Here is a 20188-nt window from a genome sequence, read left to right on the forward strand (position 1 = left end):
CAACATGCCGGCTGGATACCGTCGCGGCGGACGTCGTCAACCCAAACTGGAAGCACGTGGCACGCTTGAAAGCGTCGAAACCGAAGGGCCCTTCAAGGAGTGGCTGGGCATGCCGGATCTCTATCGGCATACCCTGACCGTCGATGGTGAGGTCTACTCCTATCAGGTGGAAGAGGCCGAGCTCGATGTCTCGGTGGGCGACTATGTCGTGTTTCGCTACAAGGAGACCAAGGCCGGGCGCTGGGTCGACAAGCGCTCGCTGGGCGTCGCCATCGACCCGTCCACCTTCAATCGTGATCCGGACTGACACGACCCGGTCGGGTCGGGGGCATGACGAGCGGGACCGGATGGCAGCATCCGGTCCCGTTTTGCGTTGCGGGGCAGCGACAGGCGTTAATAATGTCGCTCCGTTTGAAATGAGAAGCATTATTATTTAAATTCAATCGTCTATCCGTTCACGAGGTGCCGGCCATCGGGCGATGTTGTTCGCGGCGGCCGGTACCCGCTTATCAGGACCCGCCCCGGGGTGGTATTGCAGAAGATGGTGATCTCATGAGTCAGGCCGATTTTCTTCCCGTCAGTGGTGCTCAGGCCGGTATCTGGTACGGCCAGCAGAGCAGTGCCGTTCAGGGAGGATACTCCACCGCCCAGTGTCTCGAGTTCACGGGCACCATCGACGTTGACAGGCTGGCGCTGGCCGCCGCCCGGGCCGTGAGCGAGGCCGGGGGACTGTTCGAGGGGTTCGTGGCCACCGACAGCGGCCCGGCAAGGGTGGCAGGCACTGGCGTCGAGCCGGTGAGCGTGCCCGGGATCATCGATCTGCGCGATAACCGGCATGCCCGTGAGCTGGCCTGGCAGCAGATGGCGGCTCGTCGGGAGGTGCCCTTTGCGCTGCAGACGGGGCCGCTGTATCGCCAGGCCCTCTGGCGTCTGGCGGACGACCACGTTCTCTGGTGGCTCAACATGCACCATGTGGCGGCCGATGCCTGGGCCTATGGACTGATTCAGCAGCGTGCCGCCGAGCACTATATCGCGCTCGGCAAGGGGGAAGAGCCCAAAGCCGACTGGTATGGCAGCATCGATCGCGTCATCGAGGAGGAGCAGCGCTACCTGGCCGGCCGGGCACTCGAACAGGACCGTGATCACTGGCAGGCGCTGTTCGCTGATGACCCCGATCCCGTCTCCCCGGCGGGCCGGTTTGCTCCGGCGCAGCCCCACGCCCTGCGCTGTGAGCTGACGCTGGATCAGGCCCGGTCGCAACGCTTTCAGGCGCAGTGTCGGGCGCGGCAGCAGGGGCTTGCCGAAGCCATCCTGGCGGCCAGCGGCGCCTGGTATGCCCGCATGTGCCAGCGCAGCGATGTGACCCTGGGGGTCCCCATGATGGGGCGCATGCAGGGGGCCGCGCTGCGCACGCCCATGACGCAGGTCAACATGCTGCCCCTGCGCCTGACGAATGATTTCGGTGCCACGCCGATACAGTGGTGTAGCTCCGCGGCCGAGTCGCTGGGGAGTCTGCGTCGTCATCAGCGCTATCGTCATGAATGGCTGCTGCGTGATCTGGGGCGCCGCCCCGGCAGACGGCCGCTGCTGGGCATGCACGTTAATGTCCTGCCTCTTGATTCAAGCGGTCAATGGCCCGGCAGTCGGGTATACCGGCATCATCTGGTGGCCGGGCCGGTGGATGATCTGGTCTTCTCGGTCTATCTCGGCGGTGACAGCGAGGCCATGCGGCTGGCGCTGGATGGCAATCCGGCGCTTTATGATCCAACCGAGCTTGAGTGGCATCTCTCAAGGCTTTCGCAGTGGCTGGTGACCTTCATGGCCTCGCCTGATACGCCGGTGGGAGAGCTGGCGCTGGCAACGCCCGAGGATCATGACGCGCTGTCACGCTTTAACGCCACCGAGCATCCGGTCGAAACGACGCACATGGCGACGCTGTTTGAGCGTCAGGTCGAAAAAACGCCCGGTGCGACGGCGCTGATGTTCGAGGGGCAGGCGCTGGATTACGAGACGCTCGGGCGTGAGGTCCAGACACTGGCCGACACCCTGATCGCCCGCGGCGTCTGCCCCGGCGATGCCGTAGGCGTGGCGCTGCCGCGCTCGCTGGAAATGCAGGTGGCCCTGCTGGCAATCCATCACGTGGGCGCGGCCTGGCTGCCGCTGCCGCTGGAGTATCCCGACGCGCGCCTTGACGATATCGTCACGCGTGCCGAGCCACGCCTGATTCTGAGCAGCGATGATCAGCGCAGCCGCTTTGACCCGGTGCCTGTACAAGTGCTGCCGCTGGTGGATGCCGGCGAAAGCCGGATGCTGATGTCCGGCAGCCCTGCACAGCGCGATGCCGGCCTTGGCGCTTATATCCTGTTTACCTCTGGTTCGACCGGTAAGCCCAAGGGCGTGCTGGTCGAGCATCACGCCATCGTCAATCGCATCGTCTGGATGCAAGGGTGCTATGCGCTGGGCCAGGGAGACCGGGTGCTGCAGAAAACGCCCAACGGATTTGATGTGTCGGTCTGGGAGTTTCTCTGGCCGATGGTCAGCGGGGCAGCGCTGGTCATGGCGCGAGAGGGCGGCCACCGCGACCCGCGCTATCTGATCGATACCATGATCAGTGAATCGATCACTACGCTGCATTTTGTGCCCTCCATGCTCGATATTCTGCTCGATGAACTGACGCCTGAAGATGTTGAGCGCCTGCCCGCCCTGCGTCAGGTGTTTGTCAGCGGCGAGGCGCTCTCCCGGAATCTGGAGCAGCGGTTTCTCGAGCGTCTGCCCGGCGTGGCGCTGCACAACCTGTATGGTCCCACCGAGGCGGCGGTAGACGTCAGTGCCTGGCAGTGCCGGGGAGATGACGCCGGCAGCAGCGTGCCCATCGGCGCACCGATCTGGAACACCCGTCTGCACGTGCTGGATGCCGGTTTTCAGCCGGTGCCGGTGGGCATGCCCGGTGAGCTCTATATCGCCGGCCGCAATCTGGCGCGGGGCTATCTGGGCCAGCCGGAGCTGACTGCCGAACGCTTTATCGACAGCCCGGCGCTGGAGCCCGATTCAAGACTCTACCGAACCGGCGATCTGGCCCGCTGGCGTTTTGATGGCGTGCTCGACTATCTCGGGCGCATCGACCATCAGGTCAAGCTGCGCGGACAGCGCCTGGAGCTGGGGGAGATCGAATCGGTCATGCTCTCCCACGACGACGTGGCGCACGGCGTGGTCAGCGTCCATGGCAGCGGCAGCAGTGCGCGACTGGTCGGTTACGTCGTGCCCGATAGCAGCACTGCGCCGGACATCGACTCGCTCAAGCGTCATCTGGCGCGGACCCTGCCGGACTACATGGTGCCCGGCGTCATCATGACGCTCGACGCGCTGCCGCTGAGCCCCAACGGCAAGCTGGATCGTCGGGCGCTGCCGGTGCCCGACAGCGGCGAAGAGGGCATGGCGCCGACCACACCGCGTCAGCAGATCATGGCCGATCTGTTTGCTGATGTGCTCGGTCTCGAGCGTGTCGGCATCCGGGACAACTTTTTCGATCTGGGCGGCAACTCGCTGAACGCGCTGCAGCTGATGCGCCGGCTCAATGAGGCGCTGGGGTCGAATCTCACCATTGCCACGCTGTTCGAGGCACCCACCATCGAGGCGCTGGCGACGCTCGACGTCCAGGGCGCAGCGTCCGGCGGGCTGGATGTCGTGCTGCCGCTGCGCGAAGGCGGGGAGACGTCTCCTGTCTTTTGCATTCATCCGGCCGGGGGACTGGCCTGGTGTTATGCAGGGCTGGCGCGCACGCTGCCGTCCCGCTATCCCCTGTATGGCCTGCAGGCCCGCGGACTGCTGCCTGATGGCCGATTGCCGGCGACCATGGAAGAGATGGCGCGCGACTACATTGCGCAGATGCGTCGTATTCAGCCGCACGGTCCCTATCATCTGCTGGGCTGGTCGGTCGGCGGCATGATCGCCCATACCATGGCGTCACTACTGGAAAACGAGGGCGAAGAGGTCGGCATGCTGGTGCTGCTGGATGCCTATCCGGCCGATCTCTGGCGCGACATGACGCCGCCGGACGAAGGCATGGCCCTTGAGGCGCTGCTGCGGATTGCAGGCCTTGCCGACACAGCGCCTGCCGACAATGATAGGTCGCGCCGGGAGCAGGTGATTGCCCTGCTCAGAAACGAAGGCAGCGCGCTCGGGCAGCTGTCATCATCCACGCTGGACGGCCTGGTGGATATCGTCATCAACAACAGCCGTCTGGTGCGGGAGACCCATCACCCGGTCTACGGTGGCGACCTGCACTTTTTCACCGCGGCCGCACCCCGGGAAGAGGACTGGCTGGATCGGCGCGCCTGGCAGCCCTATATCGGGGGAGAGATCATTAATCTGGATCTGCCGGCCACGCATCCCGAGCTGATGCATCAGGAGCACCTGGCAACGATCGCGCAACGTTTAATGGCCGTGCTCGAGCCCCAGGCCACCCGTGTCGATACCGCGTCATGACGGCGCGCCGGCCCGAAACGCTTGTTGCCGATATTCTCGAGCGCTGCCCGCTGGTGGGGCTCGGGGAGATTCACTGGTGCCCTCAGGTGATGGCCGGGATTACCACGCTGCTGGAGAGCCCGGCGCTTGAGGGAACCTTTGACGATATCGTTGTCGAATTTGGTAGCGCGCGTCATCAGGCGTGGCTTGACCGCTATATTCGCGGTGAGACCATGGATGACGCGGCGCTGGCGGCCGTCTGGCGAGACACACTCTACTTTCTACTGTGGAGCCCGCCCGTTTATGCCGAGTTTTTCAGGCGACTTCGTGCCGTCAACCTGACGCGCTCTCCCGAGCGTCGCGTTCGCGTGGTACTGGCCGAGCCGGCCATCGACTGGGCAACGCTGAATCATGAGGCCTTTGCCTGCTGGCATGAACAGCGTGAGAGTGCCTATGTCGAGCGTATCGAGCAGGAGGTGCTGGCTTACGGGCGTCGCGCCGTTCTGGTCTTCGGACTGCGTCATCTGACGCATCACGGCCCTGCCGGCTCCCGTTTCGCCCCGCTGGGCGAACGGCTGGCCAGGCGTTACCCGGGAGTGATCGAGCTGATTCACCCCTATCATGAGGAAAAGGGCGTCTTTTCGGGCGATTGCCCGTCACGGGATGTACGCCATAATGGTCTGATGACGCCCGCCTCCTTTGAGGCGTCACACGGTCCTGCCATGATCGATCATCTCTGGCATCTCGGTGCGCTCGAGCGCCGGGTCGCGCTACCCGATGACCTCTTCGCCGACACCGATTGGCTTGCCACGGTCGTGGCTCGACTGCAGCAGCTTGGCGACGAGCACCTCATGCGAGCGAGACGGATGATGACAGCGTCGCAGCAGGCCATTTTCGAGGCCTGTCTGGCACGCCACGTCGGCCGTCAACCTCAGGCACTGTAGTCTCGCAATACCGATACCGGAAAAAGGATGCCGGCACTGACACGGAACCGTCATCCGGCACTGTTACGCTTTCAGCGACTGATAGAAACGATATAGAGATAGCCATCGCCGAGCGAGCGATGAGAAAAAATGCCCCAGGGAGGGTGATATGGAATTACAGCAACTCAAACAGGCCGCATCACACCAGCACCAGATTGAAGTGCGTGTTGTGCGCAATACATTGAGCCACATCTACCAGATTGAATGTGAAACCCGCTGCGGTGATCGACAAAGGCTCAGTCGCCGCGGCAAGCCCTGTCTGTTCCGCTCGATCGATGAAGCCATCGATCAGCTGCTGGATGCGGGCATCAGCCACGCCTGGATCGTGCGTCAGAGTGAAGAGGACGGCAGTGACAGTTCACGCCGTCGGGTGCAGCTGGGCGTCATGCCCCCGCTGGCCATGGCGATCTGATCGCCGTTGATTGCAGAAGGCGCATGCCGATAAAAATATCAAACTAAACTGATTCGATGACGCTGCGCCGGCAACTGCCGGCGCTTTTCATGGTGGCTGTATCAGGTCTTCTTGCTGTCCGTGCCGCCGGTTTTGTATCCCGCCCGATGATCTCCCCGCCCGTAGCCCGGTTCATAATCAAGCTGATCCAGAAAGCGAATGGCCTGCTCGCGCAGCGCCTGGCGCTTGTCGCTTTTCATCTTGTTGAGCGAGCCATAGATGAGCTTCATGCGCTGATTGCCGGCCAGCTGCTTTTCGTGGCGCTCCAGAAAATACCAGTAAAGGCTGTTGAAGGGGCAGGCATCCTCGCCGAGGCTTTTTTTTGACATCGTATCGACAGTGCCGGCAGTGATCCGACATGCGGTCGATGTATTTGCCCGAGGCGCAGTAGGGCTTGGAGCCGAGATAGCCGCCATCGGCGTAGAGCACCATGCCGAGCGTATTGGGCAGTTCCACCCATTCATAGGCATCGATATACACGGCCAGATACCAGTCGCACAGCGCTTCCGGGCGCACGCCGCACAGCAGGGCGAAGTTACCGGTCACCATCAGTCTTTGAATGTGATGGGCATAGGCGTTGTCCCGGGTCATCTCGATGGCGCGCTTCAAACAGCGCATATCGGTGTCGCCGCTCCAGTAGAAGGCGGGGAGGCCCCTGTCGGCGCCGAGCGCGTTGCGCTGCTTGTAGTCCGGCATGTTCAGCCAGTAGATGCCGCGGACATACTCGCGCCAGCCCAGAATCTGACGAATGAAGCCCTCGGCGCAGTTAAGCGGCACACGGCCATCACGCCAGGCATTCTCGGCAGCCTGACAGACTTCCAGCGGCCGCAGCAGCCCGGCGTTGAGCGCGCCGGACAAACAGGCGTGATACAAAAAGGGGTGTTGGTCGCTGATGGCGTCCTGGTAATCGCCAAAAAGGGGCAGGGCGTGTTCGATGAAATGGGCGAGATCGTTGAGCGCCTGGCGTCGCGTAACAGGCCAGTTGAAGCCGTCAAGCGATCCGAAATGATGGCCGAAATGCGTCTCAACCAGCGTCAGTACCTCGCGGGTCATGTCGTCCGGCTGGTGCCGTGGCGCCGCCGGTGGGTCGAGCTGGTCGGGCAGGGGCTTTCGGTTGTCATGATCGAAATTCCACTGATCCCCCTGCGGATTATTGTGCTCATCCATCAAAAGACCGGTATCGCGTCGCATCCAGCGATAGAAGTGTTCCATGCGAAATCGCTGACGCCCCTGTGCCCATTGCTGGAAGCCTTCCGGCGTGCAGAAAAAGCGATCGTCGTGAACCATGTACCAGGCAAGTGGCTCGCGGCGCCTTTTCTGAATGCGATCAAAAAGGCGCCATTCGCCGGGCCGGGTCACCCGGATTTCATCGCAGTCATAAAGCCCGGCGACACGTTCGGCCTCACCGATCAGATCCTGGGTGTTGTCGCTATCGTCCAGACAGGTGTAGTGCACCTGATGGTTCTGCTGTCGAAGTTCCCGGGCAAAATGGCGCATGGCGGCAAAAAGAAAAGCGATCTTTTGCGGATGATGCGGCACATAGCGACCCTCTTCCTCGACTTCAAACAGGGCGATGACAGCGTTGTCGGGAGCACCTGCCAGAACGGGAAGATCAAGGGTCAATTGATCACCCAGGATTACGATCAGGGGGCGAGACATTTACACTTCCTGCAGTAGCAAATAGGGACATTTCATCAACACGGTTCAGTCAGCGCTGATAGAATAATTTCATCAAAAGCGTTCCTTTTTGAGGGTTCGCGTAATCAGGCCCCTCTGGTCACTGCAAGGAGTATAGACATGGCGCAGGCCCCCTTCGGCGTACTGTTGGCCAATCTTGGCACCCCGGATGAACCGACCCCTGCCGCTGTACGGCGTTATCTGGGGGAGTTTTTGTGGGACAAGCGCGTGATCGACGTTTCCCGGCCGCTCTGGTGGTTCATTCTCAACGCCTTTGTATTGAGAACCCGCCCCAAACGAGTGGCCGAAGCCTATGCCGGCGTCTGGGAAGAGGAGGGCTCGCCCCTGCTGGCCATCGGCCGTCGTCAGCAGCGTGCCCTCAAGGCGCATCTGGATGCGCAGTATGGCTGTGACATCCCGGTCGAACTCGGCATGACCTATGGCAGACCCACCATGGAAAGCGCCGGTCTGGGCTTTCGTCGCGCCGGTGTCAATCGCATCGTGGTGCTGCCGCTTTATCCGCAGTATTCACGGACCACCACGGCCGCCGTCTTTGACCGTCTGGCCGATGCGCTCAAGCCCTGTCCGGACATCCCCGAGATGCACTTTATCCGCGACTATCATGACGACAGCGCCTATATCTCGGCACTTGCCGAAAGCGTTCGCGAGCACTGGGCGACCCGCGGCAAGCAGAACCACCTGTTGATCTCCTGGCACGGCATTCCCAAACGCTATGCCGAGGAGGGCGACCCCTATCCGAAGCACTGTCGTGCCACCAGCGAGGCCCTGGCCCGCGAGCTGGGCCTCGAGGACAGTCAGTGGACCATGACCTTCCAGTCCCGTTTCGGCCGGGAGGAGTGGCTCAAACCCTATACCGACGAGACGCTCAAGAACTGGGATGTGAAGACCACGCCCGGCATCGATGTGATCTGCCCGGGCTTTGCCGCCGATTGTCTGGAAACGCTGGAGGAGATTCAGGAAGAGAACCGCGAGTACTTCGTGGAGGCCGGCGGCGAAGACTACAGCTATGTGCCGGCACTCAATGACCGCGAAAGCCACATCGACGCGCTGGCGGGGCTGGTCGAAAGAAACACGCGCAACTGGCGCTGAGACCAACGGGCCGGCGCCTCAGGGGCGCTGGCCGCTGCCGGGGTCTTCCGGATGCGGCGTATCCGGTTCGTGGCCCACGTCCTCTTCACGCAGCTCGCTGGGCGCCCCCGTGGTGGAAACATCGCTGGGCAGCTTCTGATGCAGCGCCACCTTGGCCAGCAGGTGGGCGCTGATGGGCGCTGTAATCAGCAAAAAGATGGTGACCAGCAGCAGCTGAATGTGGAAGGTACGCTCGATCAGCACGAAATAGAGCGTGCAGGCGACCAGAATCAGCCCCACCCCCAGGGTCGTGGCCTTGGCCGGGCCGTGCATGCGCAGATAAAAGTCGCGCAGATGCACCATGCCGAAGGAGCTGATGAAGGTAATCAGCCCGCCGGCAATCAGAAAAAAGGCTGTCAGCGCTTCGAGCGCCGTATCGATCCATGCCTTGTCCAACCACGCCATGATGGCCTCCTATTCGATAATGTCGCCGCGCAATAGATACTTGCATACCGCCACGGTGCTGATGAATCCCAGCATGGCGATCAGCAGGGCGCCCTCGAAATAGACCCGTGTGCTGAGCCAGATCGTGTACAAAATGATCAGGGCGATGCTGTTCACGTACATGGTGTCGAGCGCGATGATGCGATCCGGCAGGGAAGGCCCCACCAGCAGTCGATAGGCATTGAGCACGATGGCCATGGCGACCAGGAAAAAGCTGATCCACAGCGCAATACCGATCATTCGTAAATCTCCATGAGCGGTCGCTCGTAACGGTGATAGATCTCGTCGATGATGGACTGCTCGTCGTCGGTATCCAGCACATGAATCAACAGGCTGCGTCCGTCGAGTCGCAGGTTGGCCGAAATGGTGCCCGGTGTCAGGCTGATGGTACTGGCCAGCAGCGTAATGCTGAAATCGCGCTTCAGTGTCAGGGGATATTCGACAAAGGCCGGCCGAGGGCGGCGCCACGGACGGGCAATCAGCCAGGCCACTTCCAGGTTGGCCAGCAGAATATCCAGCAGAACGCGCAGGGTATATCGCACCAGCAGCAGCGGTTTTTTGACCACCGGCTGGGCATCCCAGAAGCGCTGGGTCATCAGGGGGATGGCGATGCCCAGAATGGCGCCCATGATCACCGAGCCATAGTTGATGACATCGGAGAGCATGATCCAGACCAGTGTCAGGATCAGCGACAGGATGGGTCGGGGGAGACAGCGTTTAATCATGATCGGCAGACGCTCCTGACGCAGCTGAAGGCACATCACCCAGCACCGCGCTGCGGTACTGTCCGGTGTCGGCAACCTGTTCGGCCGTGGCCCGGGTGTAGCCGCCGATGGGCCCTGCCAGCACAACCAGCAGCGGCGCGGCCGAGAGCAGCAGCACTGTTCCGGTCAGCTTGCCGCGGGAGAGGCGCTCGCTGCCCTTGTCGCCGTTGTTGTGGCGCCAGAAAATGGTCGAGCCGGCACGCGAGGTCGCGATCACGCCTGCAAGTCCGGAGAGTAGCAGCAGGGGCCACAGCCACAGCCCTTCCGACAGCGTGGCGGTGGACATCAGCCACGCCTTGGCCAGCGCCCCTGACATGGGCGGCAGCCCCGCCGAGGCCATGGCGCCGACCATGTAGAGGGCGCTGAACAGCGTGGCGTATCTGAATTTACGGCTGCGCACGATACGGGTACCGACCTTGCCGCGCTGGTCGGCAATCAGATCGGCCAGCAGGAAAAGCCCGCCGTTGATCAGCGTGGTATGCAGCAGGTAGAACAGCATGGCGCCTCGTGATGCCGTGCTCTCCATGCCCAGCCCGCACAGCAGGGTGCCGATCGAGATCAGCATGAAGTAGGCAATCTGCATGCGCAGGTCACGCGCTGCCAGCACGGCGATCATGGCCAGGGCCAGCGTGGCCAGCCCGCCCCACCACAGCCAGGGCTGGGCCAGATTCGAGAGGCTACCGGCCTGCTCCCCGAAGATCAGGGTGAACACTCGCAGGATGGCGTAAATGCCGACCTTGGTCATGATGGAAAACAGCGCGGCGATCGGTGCCGGCGCCGAACTGTAGGCGCGTGGCAGCCAGAAATAGAGTGGCAAAATGGCGGCCTTGAGACCGAACACCACCAGCAGCAGCAGGGCGCCCGCCCGTACGAGACCCTGTCGGTCCGGCGGCAGCTGGCCGATGCGCTCGGCCATGTCGGCCATGTTGAGCGTGCCGATGCTGCCGTACAGAACGCCCAGCCCGATCAGAAACAGGGACGACCCGGCCAGGTTGAGCACCACATAGTGTACGCCGGCCTGGACGCGCGACTTGCCGCCGCCATGCATCAACAGCGCATAGGAGGCCAGCAGCAGCACCTCGAAAAAGACGAACAGGTTGAACAGGTCGCCGGTCAAAAAGGCGCCGTTGATGCCCATGAGCTGCAGATGGAATAGCCCGTGGAAGTTGGACCCCTGGTTGTCCTCGCCACCGCTGGCGTGGATCACGCTGCCCAGCGCCAGCAGGGCGGTCAGAAGGACCATCATGGACGACAGACGATCGGCCACCAGCACGATGCCATAGGGCGCCTGCCAGTTGCCCAGCCGATAGACCAGCGTGTCGCCACCGGCGACCTGACCGACCAGCCAGACACCGACGAGCACCAGCAGCGAGGTGGCCGTGATGGAAATGGTGCGCCTGACCGGGTCAACCCCTTCACGCTTTCGCAGCAGGATAATCGCTACCACCAGGGGCAGCAGAACCGGGAGGATGGGCAGATGCTGCATCACGCCTTGTTCTCCCGCGGGTCGTCACGGTCGGTCCGGCTGCCATCGACGCTGTCGCTGCCCAGATCGCCGCGGGCGCGCATCGCCAGAATGATGGCGAAGGCCGTCATGGCAAAGCCGATGACGATGGCCGTCAGGACCAGCGCCTGTGGCAGCGGATCGGCGTAGCTGTCGTTGGTGCCGACCAGCGCCGCACCGTGCGTGGTCAAACCGCCCATGGAGAACAGGAACAGATTGACGGCGTAGGAGAGCAGCGTCAGTCCGACGACGACCGGAAAGGTGCGTCCGCGCAGGGTCAGATAGACGCCGCTGGCCGTCAGGATACCGGTGGTGATGGCGTAGAGCGCTTCCATCAGGGCGTGTCCTTGTTGGGTCGATGGGTGGTGGTGAGCTTGCCCAGATTGGCCAGAATCATGAGCGTGGCGCCAACGACTGCCAGATAGATGCCGCCATCAAAGATCAGTGCACTGGCCAGCTCGATATCACCGATCAGGGGCAGGTGGAAATGATCAAAGGTCGAGGTCAAAAACGGATAGCCAAACAGCCAGCTGCACAGCCCGGTCACGGTGGACAGGGCCACGCCGGCGATGGCAATGGGCTGGAACTGGAAGTCCAGTCGCTGCTGCGCCCACTCGACGCCGCGTGACATGTACAAAAGGATCAGGGCCACCGCCGTGATCAGACCGGCGATGAAGCCACCCCCCGGCTGATTGTGACCGCGGAAAAAGATAAAGAACGACACCAGCAGAGCCAGCGGCAGCAGGGTCTGGGAGACCACCATCAAAAGCGTGGGATGACGATCATCGGACCACAGGCGGCCTTCCATGTCGGTGGATGGCATGAACAGGCGCAGCCGATTCAACAGCTTGAAGATGGCAAGCCCGGCAATGGCCAGTACCGTAATTTCACCCAGGGTATCGAAGCCACGAAAGTCCACCAGGATGACGTTGACCACGTTGTGGCCGCCGCCGCCCGGCACGCTCTGATCGATGAAAAATTGCGAAATGCTGTCGAGATCACGCGTCAGAACGGCGAAATTGAGACTCGCCACTGCGCCACCAAAGCCCATGGCAATCAGCACATCGCGCACCACACGGGCTCCCCCGGACTCCTTGGGCGTTTTCTGCGGCAGGAAAAACAGCGCCAGCATCAGAAGGATCATGGTCACGACTTCCACCGACAGCTGCGTCAGGGCCAGATCGGGTGCCGAGAAGCGGGCAAAGGTCAATGCCACGACCAGCCCCACCACGGAAAGCATCAACAGCGAAATCAGGCGGTAGCGATGCAGCGCGGCCGTCAGCACCCCGCCCATGATCAAAAGCGCAGCGCCCAGTACTACGATCGGGTCCAGCGCCTGCTGGCCGAGGCTGCCGGTCAGGACGTCCAGATCCGCCAGTCCCAGCCCCATGGCCAGAACGGAGACGGCCATTAGAAGGAACATGTAGCGCTGCAGCGAGCCGTTCTCCATGCGATCAATCACACGCTGACACAGTCTTACCAGACGCTGAGTGAAGGCTTCGAAAATGTAGCGGGCATCCTGCGGCCTGAACTGACGGTTGAAGTGCATCATGTGGCGATGCAGCTGATGCAGTACGACACCGCCGACAATCACGGCCATGCTCAGCAGCAGGGCAGGGTTGATGCCGTGCCAGAGCGCCAGATGAAATTCGGGCATCTCGCCGGACACCGTGGCGCGCACGGCATCCTCGAGAATCGGTGACTGGGGCAGGGTGGGGACCAGTCCCACGATGATGCACAGGGCCACCAGCAGCTCGACCGGGAAACGCATCGGCCAGGGCGGCTCATGCGGCGTTTTGGGTGGCTCCTGGCGCGGCCGCCGAAAGAAGGTGGCATAAGCCAGACGCAGGGAGTACGCCACCGACAGCAGACCGCCCAGGCCCGCCAGCAGGGGAACAATCCAGGCCAGACCGCCAAACTGGCGTGAGGCCAGCGCTTCGGTGAAGAACATCTCCTTGGAGATAAAGCCGTTGAAGGGCGGCAGGCCGGCCATCGAAGCAGTGGCGATACAGGTGATCACCGTCGTGACAGGCATGAGTCTGTAAAGACCGCCGAGCTTTCGTACATCGCGGGTGCCGGTTTCGTGATCGACAATGCCGGCCGCCATGAACAGCGACGCCTTGAACAGGGCGTGGTTGATGATGTGGAACAGGGCGGCAATCAGCGCCTGCGAATTGCCAAGGCCGAGCAGCGAGGTGACCAGTCCCAGATGACTGATGGTCGAAAAGGCCAGAATGCCCTTGAGATCGGTTTTCAAAAAGGCGAACCACGCCCCGTAGACCAGCGTGACCAGACCGGTCAGGGTCACCATGACCGTCCAGAGCTCGGTGTTCGACAGCGCCGGGTGCAGGCGCAGCATCAAAAAGATGCCGGCCTTGACCATGGTGGCCGAGTGCAGATAGGCCGACACCGGCGTGGGCGCGGCCATGGCATGCGGCAGCCAGAAATGGAACGGAAACTGGGCCGATTTGGTAAAGGCGCCCAGCAGCACCAGCACGATAATGGCCGGGTAGAGCGGGCTGGCGGTGATGAGGTCATGGCTTTCAAGCACCACGCCCATGTCGTAGGTGCCCGTAACCCTGCCGATCAGGAGGATGCCGGCCAGCAGCGCCAGGCCGCCGGCGCCGGTCACCGTCATCGCCATGCGGGCGCCCTTGCGCGCTGTCGTTTCGTGTGACCAGAAGCTGATCAGCAAAAACGAGGAGATGCTGGTCAACTCCCAGAAGCCCCACAGCAGCAGCAGGTTGTCCGAGGTGACAATGCCGACCATGGCGGTCATGAACAGCATCAAAAAGGCATAGAACCGCGACATCGAGTCCTGCTCGGACAGGTAGTAGCGGGTATAGAGGATGATCAGCAGCCCGATGCCGAGAATCAGCAGCAAAAAGAGCAGCGACAGGCCGTCCAGTCGAAAGGCCAGTTCGAGTCCCAGTGCGGGGAGCCATTGCAGCGAGGTGCGCATGACCTCTTCGCCGTCATGCCCCAGGTAGAAAAACACGACCAGGCCAAGTGCGACGGCCGGTGCAATGGCGGTCGCCAGGGCACAGACGGTTCTGCCGCCGCGAATGGCAAGCGCCGGGACGAAAACGCCCAGAAAGGTCAGCAGAGGGATCCAGGGCAGGGTCATGAATGCTTGTTTCCTGATGAATGGCTTCCAGTGTACTGACTATTCGACATGCCACGGTGGCCGATGAACGCCAGCGCAGACGCTGAAACGTTTCGGATGGCGAGCATCATGAATAGACGACACAGCGAGCAAATCCCGCAGTGCAGCACGTGTCAGTTGATTCCTTGCAGGGCCGGCCAGAGGTCTTGAACACAAACCCGCCATGGAGCGGGAGCCGTTTCCCGTAAGGGGGCGGCCCTTGTTATTGAAGCGTCGCAGAATGTTGTGTCATGCAATGACATCAAGCAGTTAGGCGATTCTCCCCTGCAGATGCCGCGCTGGCAATACCCCATGTCCCATGTGGGGGGCGCTTTTCGCTGTCAAACCTTGATCTTAAGGTTATATGATTGAAAAAAGCACGCCATTGCCGCTGTAATGCGAACCTACCATAGCATATCGATCCCGATTTGCTGTCTTCTTCCATAAATGGGCGTGGATGTTGAACGGTGTGACACCGCCGTTCGGGACGAACAGGTCGTGACATCGGGTAACGCAAGGAGAGAAAGCGCATCATGCAGATTGCCGTGTTGACCGGATTTGTACTGGCCCTCCTTGTGCCTGTTATATCCCGCTGGTGCGGTGGCCGCACCGGGACCCTCCTGGCGCTCTATCCTGCGGCTGTTGCCCTCTGGCTGGTCTCGCTGGCGCCGGAAGTGCTGCAGTCGGGCGGTATTCTTTTCGAGCAGGCCTGGGCGCCCAGTCTGGGACTGAGCCTGAGCTTCTGGCTGGATGGCCTGTCGCTGCTGTTCGGTTTGCTGATCAGCGGCATCGGGGCGCTGATCATTATCTATGCCAGCGGCTATCTCCATGGTCATCCGCAGATCGCTCGTTTCTATGTGCTGATTTTGTCATTCATGTCCTCCATGCTCGGCGTGGTCATGGCCGATGGTCTGATGACGCTGTTTGTCTTCTGGGAACTGACCAGCATTACCTCCTACATGCTGATCGGCTTCAACCATGAGGATGCGGCGGCCCGCAAGTCTGCCCTGCAGGGGCTGCTGGTCACCTTTACCGGTGGGCTGGCACTTCTCAGCGGGCTGATACTGCTCAACGTGGTGGGCGGCAGCTGGTCGCTTCAGACGCTGCTCAGCGATGGCGAGGCGCTTCGCGAGCACGCGCTCTATCTGCCGATGCTGCTGTGTCTTCTGGGCGGCGCCTTTACCAAATCGGCCCAGTTTCCGTTCCATTTCTGGCTGCCCAATGCCATGGCCGCGCCCACGCCGGTGTCGGCCTATCTGCACTCGGCCACCATGGTCAAGGCCGGCATCTATCTGATGGCGCGGCTTCAGCCCGGCCTGGGGGGCACCGAGGCCTGGATGACCATTCTCTGCGTGGTCGGCGCGATCACCATGGTCGTGGGCGCTTTCCTGGCGATCCGCTTCACGGGCATCAAGAAGGTACTGGCCTATTCCACCATCATGGCACTGGGGACGCTGACCATGCTGCTGGGCATTGGTGGCGAGGCGGCCATGATCGCCTTTGTGACCTTCCTGACGGCCCACTCCCTCTACAAGGGCGCCCTGTTCATGGTGGCCGGGGCGCTCGATCACGAAACGGGCACCAAGGACATCGAGGAGATGGGCGGGCTGCGACGCGCCATGCCGGTCACGGCCCTGTGTGCCTTCGTGGCGGCCATGTCGCTGGGCGGGATCATTCCACTGTTCGGCTTTGTGGCCAAGGAGCTGATGTTTGAAGCGGTGCTGGATGCTTCGCGCTTTACCGGCTTTTTGATCGGCATGAGCCTGCTGGCTTCGGTACTGGTCGTGGCGGCCGCCGGCATCGTGGCCCTGCGCCCCTTTTTCGGTGCACTCAGGACCACGCCAAAGACGCCGCATGAAGCGCCGCTGTCCATGCTGGCCGGGCCCTGTGTGCTGGCCGGGCTGTCACTGGTACTGGGTGTCATGCCCTCGCTTGCCGGCGATGGCCTCCTGAATGCTGCTGCCAGCGCGGTCATGGGAACAGCAGTGGTGAGCGATCTGTATCTCTGGCACGGCATCAACACGGCGCTGATGATGTCGATGTTCAGTCTCTGTGTCGGTCTTCTGGTGTGCTGGCGCTGGGCGGGCGTGCGAGGCGTTATCCATCGCTTCAGCCCGGTGCTCGATCGCGGGCCGGAAGCCGGTTACTGGAAGCTGATGGATTGGCTGGTACGTGTGGCCGAGTGGCAGACCCGTCTGCTGCAGAGCGGCTATATGCGCAACTATCTGATCCTGACCCTGGTCAGTTTCATGGGGCTGACCGGCTATACGCTGCTGGTGCGTCACGGCCCGGTATTCGATCTCGAGCTGGATGTGCGGTTGCAGGAGGTGGTCGTGGCGCTGGTGACGGCTGCCAGTGCGGTCGTGGCCTGCCTGATGCGCTCGCGTCTGGCGGCCGTGGCTGCCGCGGGCGTCATGGGCTTTGGTATCGCGCTGATCTTTTTGCTGTTCAGTGCGCCGGATCTGGCCATTACGCAGCTTCTGATCGAAACCCTGACCGTGATCCTGCTGATTCTGGTGCTCTTTCGCATGCCGCAGTTTTCAAGCCTGTCGACGCCCATGGACCGCGTTCGCGACATGCTGGTATCGGTCAGCACGGGCGTGCTCATGACGCTTTTGATCCTGACCATCCTCTCTCAGGATCTTTTTACCTCGATTTCCGAATACATGATCGAAAACAGCGAACCGCTGGGCCATGGCCACAACATCGTCAACGTCATCCTGGTTGATTTTCGAGCGCTCGATACGCTGGGTGAAATCTTTGTGCTGTCCCTGGCGGCCATCGGTGTACTGGCCATGCTCAGACTGCAGGCAAAAGAGAAGAAGGCATCATGAAAACGGGTACCCTGATTCTGACAGTAGCCGCACAGACCCTGGTGCCGCTACAGATTCTGTTCTCTCTTTTTCTACTGCTGCGTGGCCACGATGAGCCCGGTGGCGGCTTCATCGCCGGGCTGGTCGTGGCAGGTGCCTTTGCGCTGCATCAGTTCGTCAACGGCCCGGAGGCCACCCGGCGTCTGCTGCGCGTTGACCCGCGCGACTGCATCGGTATCGGGCTGTTACTGGGGGTAGGGTCGGCCTTGCCGGCCTGGTGGCAGGGAGAGCCCTTTCTCACCGCGCAGTGGTGGGATGTGCTGGGCATGAAGCTTTCCACGCCGCTGATCTTTGATATCGGCGTTTACCTGGTCGTTCTGGGATCGGTACTGACGGCAGTCATCACGCTGACGGAGGTCGACAAGGATGAGGCATGACACGCGCGTACCAGCTAGGGAGGGCGCTGTATGGAACCCATAATGGCGGTGGTCATCGGCGTGATCTACGCCGCTGCCATTTACATGATGCTGCGGCGCTCGATCGTCAAGCTGGTGATCGGACTGATCCTGATTTCAAACGCGGCCAATCTGCTGATCTTTACTGTCGCCGGCATGACGCGCGATGCGCCGCCGCTGATCCCCATGAACGGGGATCCACTGGGCGATGTCGTGGCCGATCCGTTGCCGCAGGCGCTGGTGCTGACCGCGATCGTGATCGCCTTCGGCGTGCTGTCGTTCGCCGTGGTACTGATTCGCCGTGCCTATCAGATTGTCAGGGTCGATGATATGGATCAGATGAAGGATACCGACACGTGAGCCCGGAAGTAGCCCTCCCCATATTTATCCCTCTGACAGCGGGTGCGCTGTCGATGGCATTCTGGCGCTCGCGCATGATGCAGCGAGTGATCGGTGTTGCCGGCACGGCGGCCCTGCTGGCCGTCAGTATCTGGCTCTTTGCCAGCGTGCAGGCGCAGGGGCATGTGGTCATGAACGTCGGCGGCTGGGCCGCGCCCTTCGGCATCACCCTGGTGGCGGATCTATTGAGCGCCATCATGGTGGTGCTGACCGGGATTATCGGCTTTGCGGTGGCTCTTTTCTCACTGCCGACCATCGGCCGCGGTCATGAAACCTTTGGCTACTATCCGCTGCTGCACCTGCTGCTGGCCGGGGTCTCGGGCGCCTTCCTGACCGGCGACATCTTCAACCTGTATGTCTGGTTCGAGGTGATGCTGCTGGCGTCCTTTGCGCTGTTGATTCTGGGCGGCGAGCGGGCCCAGATGGAAGGCGCCATCAAGTACGTAACGCTCAACCTGCTCTCCTCGGTGATCTTTCTCAGTGCCATCGGGCTGCTCTACGGCATGCTGGGCACGCTCAACATGGCCGATATCGCCCGCCGTGTGGCCCTGGTCGAGGACAATACGCTGGTTGATGTGGTGGCGGTCATGTTCATGGTCTCCTTCGGCATCAAGGCGGCGGCCTTTCCGCTGTTCTTCTGGCTGCCGGCGGCCTATCACACACCGCCGGTGGCGGTATCGGCGCTGTTTGCAGGCCTGTTGACCAAGGTAGGGGTCTATGCACTGTTTCGTGTCTTTACCCTGATCTTCAATCAGTCGGTGGATTACACCCACGAAATCCTGCTGTGGGGCGCCGGGTTGACCATGCTGACCGGCGTACTGGGTGCGGCGGCGCAGTTCGAGTTTCGCCGTATCCTCTCCTTCCACATTGTCAGCCAGATCGGCTACATGATGATGGGGCTGGCGCTGTTTACGCCGCTGGCGCTGGTAGGCGGGGTGTTCTACATCCTTCACCACATTATCGTGAAGACCAATCTGTTTCTGGTCAGCGGCGTCGTCTATCGATTGAAGGGCACGCATGACCTCAAGAAGCTGGGCGGCGTCTACAAGGCGTGGCCGCTGCTGGGAGTGCTTTTCTTGATCCCGGCGCTGTCGCTGGCCGGTGTGCCGCCCCTGTCCGGATTCTTTGCCAAGTTCGTGCTGATTCGCGCCAGTATCGAGGCCGGGCATATCGGCATCACGGTGATTGCGCTGCTGGTCGGACTCTTGACGCTCTATTCAATGACCAAGATCTGGGCCGAGGTGTTCTGGAAAAAGGCGCCCGATGAGGACGACGACACCAGAGGGCCGGGGCCGGTGGCCACACGCCATCTCTGGCTGATGATTCTGCCGATCGTGGGGCTGGCGGCCTGTACGGTCTTCATCGGTCTCAACGGTCAGCTTCTTTACGACGTGGCAGAAGCGTCTGCAGCGCAGCTTCTTGATCCGCAGGCCTATATCGATGCCGTACTGGGAGAGCAGCCATGACGGGCCTTTTAACCAATCTGTTGCTGGCGGCGGCCTGGATTGCGCTGAGCGGCGATTTCAGCATGGGCGGTATGCTGACCGGTCTGGCGTTCGGCTATCTGGTCATTTTGCTGCTGCAGAACCAGCTTCCCGGTCTGAAGGGCTATGGCACTCGACTGCCAAAGATGATCTCGTTCGTCTTCTATTTCCTGCGCGAGCTGTTCATGGCCAATTTCAAGGTCGCCTTCGACGTGCTGACGCCGCCCTGGCACATGAAGCCCGGGGTCATCGCCTTTGACCTGGAAGCCAGAACCGAACTCGAAATTGCGTTCGTGGCCAATCTGATTTCACTGACGCCGGGGACGCTGAGTCTGGATATCTCCGATGACCGTCAGGTGCTGTTCATTCACGCCATGTTCCTGGATGACGAGCAGGCGCTGAGAAAGGATCTTCAGGAGATGGAACGGCGTGCACTGGCGGTGCTGCGATGATCAA

General features: G+C 61.7%; 17 protein-coding genes. 10 read left to right on the plus strand and 7 right to left on the minus strand.

The features are described from left to right. Nucleotides 1-4 precede the first annotated feature (4 nt). From M1D97_RS05630 to M1D97_RS05645, 4 genes are all read left to right on the plus strand, one after another. The gene (locus tag M1D97_RS05630) at nucleotides 5-307 is read left to right on the plus strand and encodes a hypothetical protein (protein WP_456269752.1); all 303 of its coding nucleotides are present in this window, start codon (nucleotides 5-7) and stop codon (nucleotides 305-307) included. A gap of 245 nt (nucleotides 308-552) precedes the next feature. Beyond that, nucleotides 553-4485 (plus strand): amino acid adenylation domain-containing protein, encoded by a 3933-nt coding sequence (locus M1D97_RS05635; RefSeq protein WP_456269753.1) that lies wholly within the window; start codon nucleotides 553-555, stop codon nucleotides 4483-4485. After that, nucleotides 4482-5408: a hypothetical protein gene (locus M1D97_RS05640; protein WP_456269754.1), complete on the plus strand. Its 927-nt coding sequence runs from the start codon at nucleotides 4482-4484 to the stop codon at nucleotides 5406-5408. The genes M1D97_RS05635 and M1D97_RS05640 overlap by 4 nt, the downstream gene beginning before the upstream one ends. A 148-nt stretch (nucleotides 5409-5556) precedes the next feature. After that, entirely contained in the window at nucleotides 5557-5859 is a 303-nt protein-coding gene (locus tag M1D97_RS05645) for a DUF6482 family protein (RefSeq protein ID WP_456269755.1), read from the plus strand. A gap of 177 nt (nucleotides 5860-6036) precedes the next feature. Here the strand turns inward: M1D97_RS05645 and M1D97_RS05650 are convergent, their stop codons facing one another. Then, nucleotides 6037-7557: a cryptochrome/photolyase family protein gene (locus tag M1D97_RS05650; RefSeq protein WP_456269756.1), complete on the minus strand. Its 1521-nt coding sequence runs from the start codon at nucleotides 7555-7557 to the stop codon at nucleotides 6037-6039. A gap of 138 nt (nucleotides 7558-7695) precedes the next feature. On the opposite strand from M1D97_RS05650, the gene hemH reads away from it, so the two are divergent. Further along, nucleotides 7696-8685, plus strand: a complete 990-nt coding sequence (gene hemH, locus M1D97_RS05655; RefSeq protein WP_456269757.1) for a ferrochelatase — start codon at nucleotides 7696-7698, stop codon at nucleotides 8683-8685. A gap of 18 nt (nucleotides 8686-8703) precedes the next feature. Here the strand turns inward: hemH and M1D97_RS05660 are convergent, their stop codons facing one another. Genes M1D97_RS05660 through M1D97_RS05685 form a run of 6 tightly spaced genes read right to left on the minus strand, consistent with a single transcriptional unit; the run spans nucleotide 8704 to nucleotide 14563 of the window. After that, entirely contained in the window at nucleotides 8704-9129 is a 426-nt protein-coding gene (locus tag M1D97_RS05660) for a Na+/H+ antiporter subunit G (RefSeq protein WP_456269758.1), read from the minus strand. 9 nt (nucleotides 9130-9138) lie between these two features. Next, the gene (locus M1D97_RS05665; protein ID WP_090133492.1) at nucleotides 9139-9408 is read right to left on the minus strand and encodes a K+/H+ antiporter subunit F; all 270 of its coding nucleotides are present in this window, start codon (nucleotides 9406-9408) and stop codon (nucleotides 9139-9141) included. After that, nucleotides 9405-9893 (minus strand): Na+/H+ antiporter subunit E, encoded by a 489-nt coding sequence (locus M1D97_RS05670; RefSeq protein ID WP_456269759.1) that lies wholly within the window; start codon nucleotides 9891-9893, stop codon nucleotides 9405-9407. Before M1D97_RS05670 ends, M1D97_RS05665 begins: the two co-directional genes overlap by 4 nt. Beyond that, nucleotides 9886-11421, minus strand: coding sequence for a monovalent cation/H+ antiporter subunit D (locus M1D97_RS05675; RefSeq protein ID WP_456269760.1), 1536 nt, complete (start codon nucleotides 11419-11421; stop codon nucleotides 9886-9888). Before M1D97_RS05675 ends, M1D97_RS05670 begins: the two co-directional genes overlap by 8 nt. Next, nucleotides 11418-11771 (minus strand): Na+/H+ antiporter subunit C, encoded by a 354-nt coding sequence (locus M1D97_RS05680; protein WP_456269761.1) that lies wholly within the window; start codon nucleotides 11769-11771, stop codon nucleotides 11418-11420. The genes M1D97_RS05675 and M1D97_RS05680 overlap by 4 nt, the downstream gene beginning before the upstream one ends. Next, the gene (locus M1D97_RS05685) at nucleotides 11771-14563 is read right to left on the minus strand and encodes a monovalent cation/H+ antiporter subunit A (RefSeq protein ID WP_456269762.1); all 2793 of its coding nucleotides are present in this window, start codon (nucleotides 14561-14563) and stop codon (nucleotides 11771-11773) included. Before M1D97_RS05685 ends, M1D97_RS05680 begins: the two co-directional genes overlap by 1 nt. Before the next feature lie 551 nt (nucleotides 14564-15114). Between M1D97_RS05685 and M1D97_RS05690 the strand changes: the two genes are divergently transcribed. The 5 genes from M1D97_RS05690 to M1D97_RS05710 are packed head-to-tail and all read left to right on the plus strand — an operon-like array spanning nucleotide 15115 to nucleotide 20184. Continuing rightward, nucleotides 15115-17415 (plus strand): putative monovalent cation/H+ antiporter subunit A, encoded by a 2301-nt coding sequence (locus M1D97_RS05690; RefSeq protein ID WP_456269763.1) that lies wholly within the window; start codon nucleotides 15115-15117, stop codon nucleotides 17413-17415. Next, entirely contained in the window at nucleotides 17409-17831 is a 423-nt protein-coding gene (locus M1D97_RS05695) for a Na+/H+ antiporter subunit B (protein ID WP_456270180.1), read from the plus strand. Before M1D97_RS05690 ends, M1D97_RS05695 begins: the two co-directional genes overlap by 7 nt. A 30-nt stretch (nucleotides 17832-17861) precedes the next feature. Beyond that, nucleotides 17862-18209, plus strand: a complete 348-nt coding sequence (locus M1D97_RS05700) for a Na+/H+ antiporter subunit C (RefSeq protein ID WP_456269764.1) — start codon at nucleotides 17862-17864, stop codon at nucleotides 18207-18209. After that, nucleotides 18206-19714, plus strand: coding sequence for a Na+/H+ antiporter subunit D (locus tag M1D97_RS05705; protein WP_456269765.1), 1509 nt, complete (start codon nucleotides 18206-18208; stop codon nucleotides 19712-19714). Before M1D97_RS05700 ends, M1D97_RS05705 begins: the two co-directional genes overlap by 4 nt. Next, a complete protein-coding gene (locus tag M1D97_RS05710; RefSeq protein ID WP_456269766.1) occupies nucleotides 19711-20184 on the plus strand; it encodes a Na+/H+ antiporter subunit E in 474 nt (157 codons plus the stop codon). The genes M1D97_RS05705 and M1D97_RS05710 overlap by 4 nt, the downstream gene beginning before the upstream one ends. Nucleotides 20185-20188 lie beyond the last annotated feature (4 nt).

Source organism: Kushneria sp. AK178 (genome assembly GCF_053903105.1).

Bases quoted from the DNA above. Each gene is read 5' to 3' on its own strand.
- M1D97_RS05685 (WP_456269762.1), bottom strand. From the start codon at position 14,563: ATGACCCTGCCCTGGATCCCTCTGCTGACCTTTCTGGGCGTTTTCGTC.
- M1D97_RS05690 (WP_456269763.1), top strand. From the start codon at position 15,115: ATGCAGATTGCCGTGTTGACCGGATTTGTACTGGCCCTCCTTGTGCCT.
- M1D97_RS05670 (WP_456269759.1), bottom strand. From the start codon at position 9,893: ATGATTAAACGCTGTCTCCCCCGACCCATCCTGTCGCTGATCCTGACA.
- M1D97_RS05640 (WP_456269754.1), top strand. From the start codon at position 4,482: ATGACGGCGCGCCGGCCCGAAACGCTTGTTGCCGATATTCTCGAGCGC.
- M1D97_RS05630 (WP_456269752.1), top strand. From the start codon at position 5: ATGCCGGCTGGATACCGTCGCGGCGGACGTCGTCAACCCAAACTGGAA.
- hemH (WP_456269757.1), top strand. From the start codon at position 7,696: ATGGCGCAGGCCCCCTTCGGCGTACTGTTGGCCAATCTTGGCACCCCG.
- M1D97_RS05635 (WP_456269753.1), top strand. From the start codon at position 553: ATGAGTCAGGCCGATTTTCTTCCCGTCAGTGGTGCTCAGGCCGGTATC.
- M1D97_RS05710 (WP_456269766.1), top strand. From the start codon at position 19,711: ATGACGGGCCTTTTAACCAATCTGTTGCTGGCGGCGGCCTGGATTGCG.
- M1D97_RS05665 (WP_090133492.1), bottom strand. From the start codon at position 9,408: ATGATCGGTATTGCGCTGTGGATCAGCTTTTTCCTGGTCGCCATGGCC.
- M1D97_RS05645 (WP_456269755.1), top strand. From the start codon at position 5,557: ATGGAATTACAGCAACTCAAACAGGCCGCATCACACCAGCACCAGATT.
- M1D97_RS05650 (WP_456269756.1), bottom strand. From the start codon at position 7,557: ATGTCTCGCCCCCTGATCGTAATCCTGGGTGATCAATTGACCCTTGAT.
- M1D97_RS05700 (WP_456269764.1), top strand. From the start codon at position 17,862: ATGGAACCCATAATGGCGGTGGTCATCGGCGTGATCTACGCCGCTGCC.
- M1D97_RS05680 (WP_456269761.1), bottom strand. From the start codon at position 11,771: ATGGAAGCGCTCTACGCCATCACCACCGGTATCCTGACGGCCAGCGGC.
- M1D97_RS05660 (WP_456269758.1), bottom strand. From the start codon at position 9,129: ATGGCGTGGTTGGACAAGGCATGGATCGATACGGCGCTCGAAGCGCTG.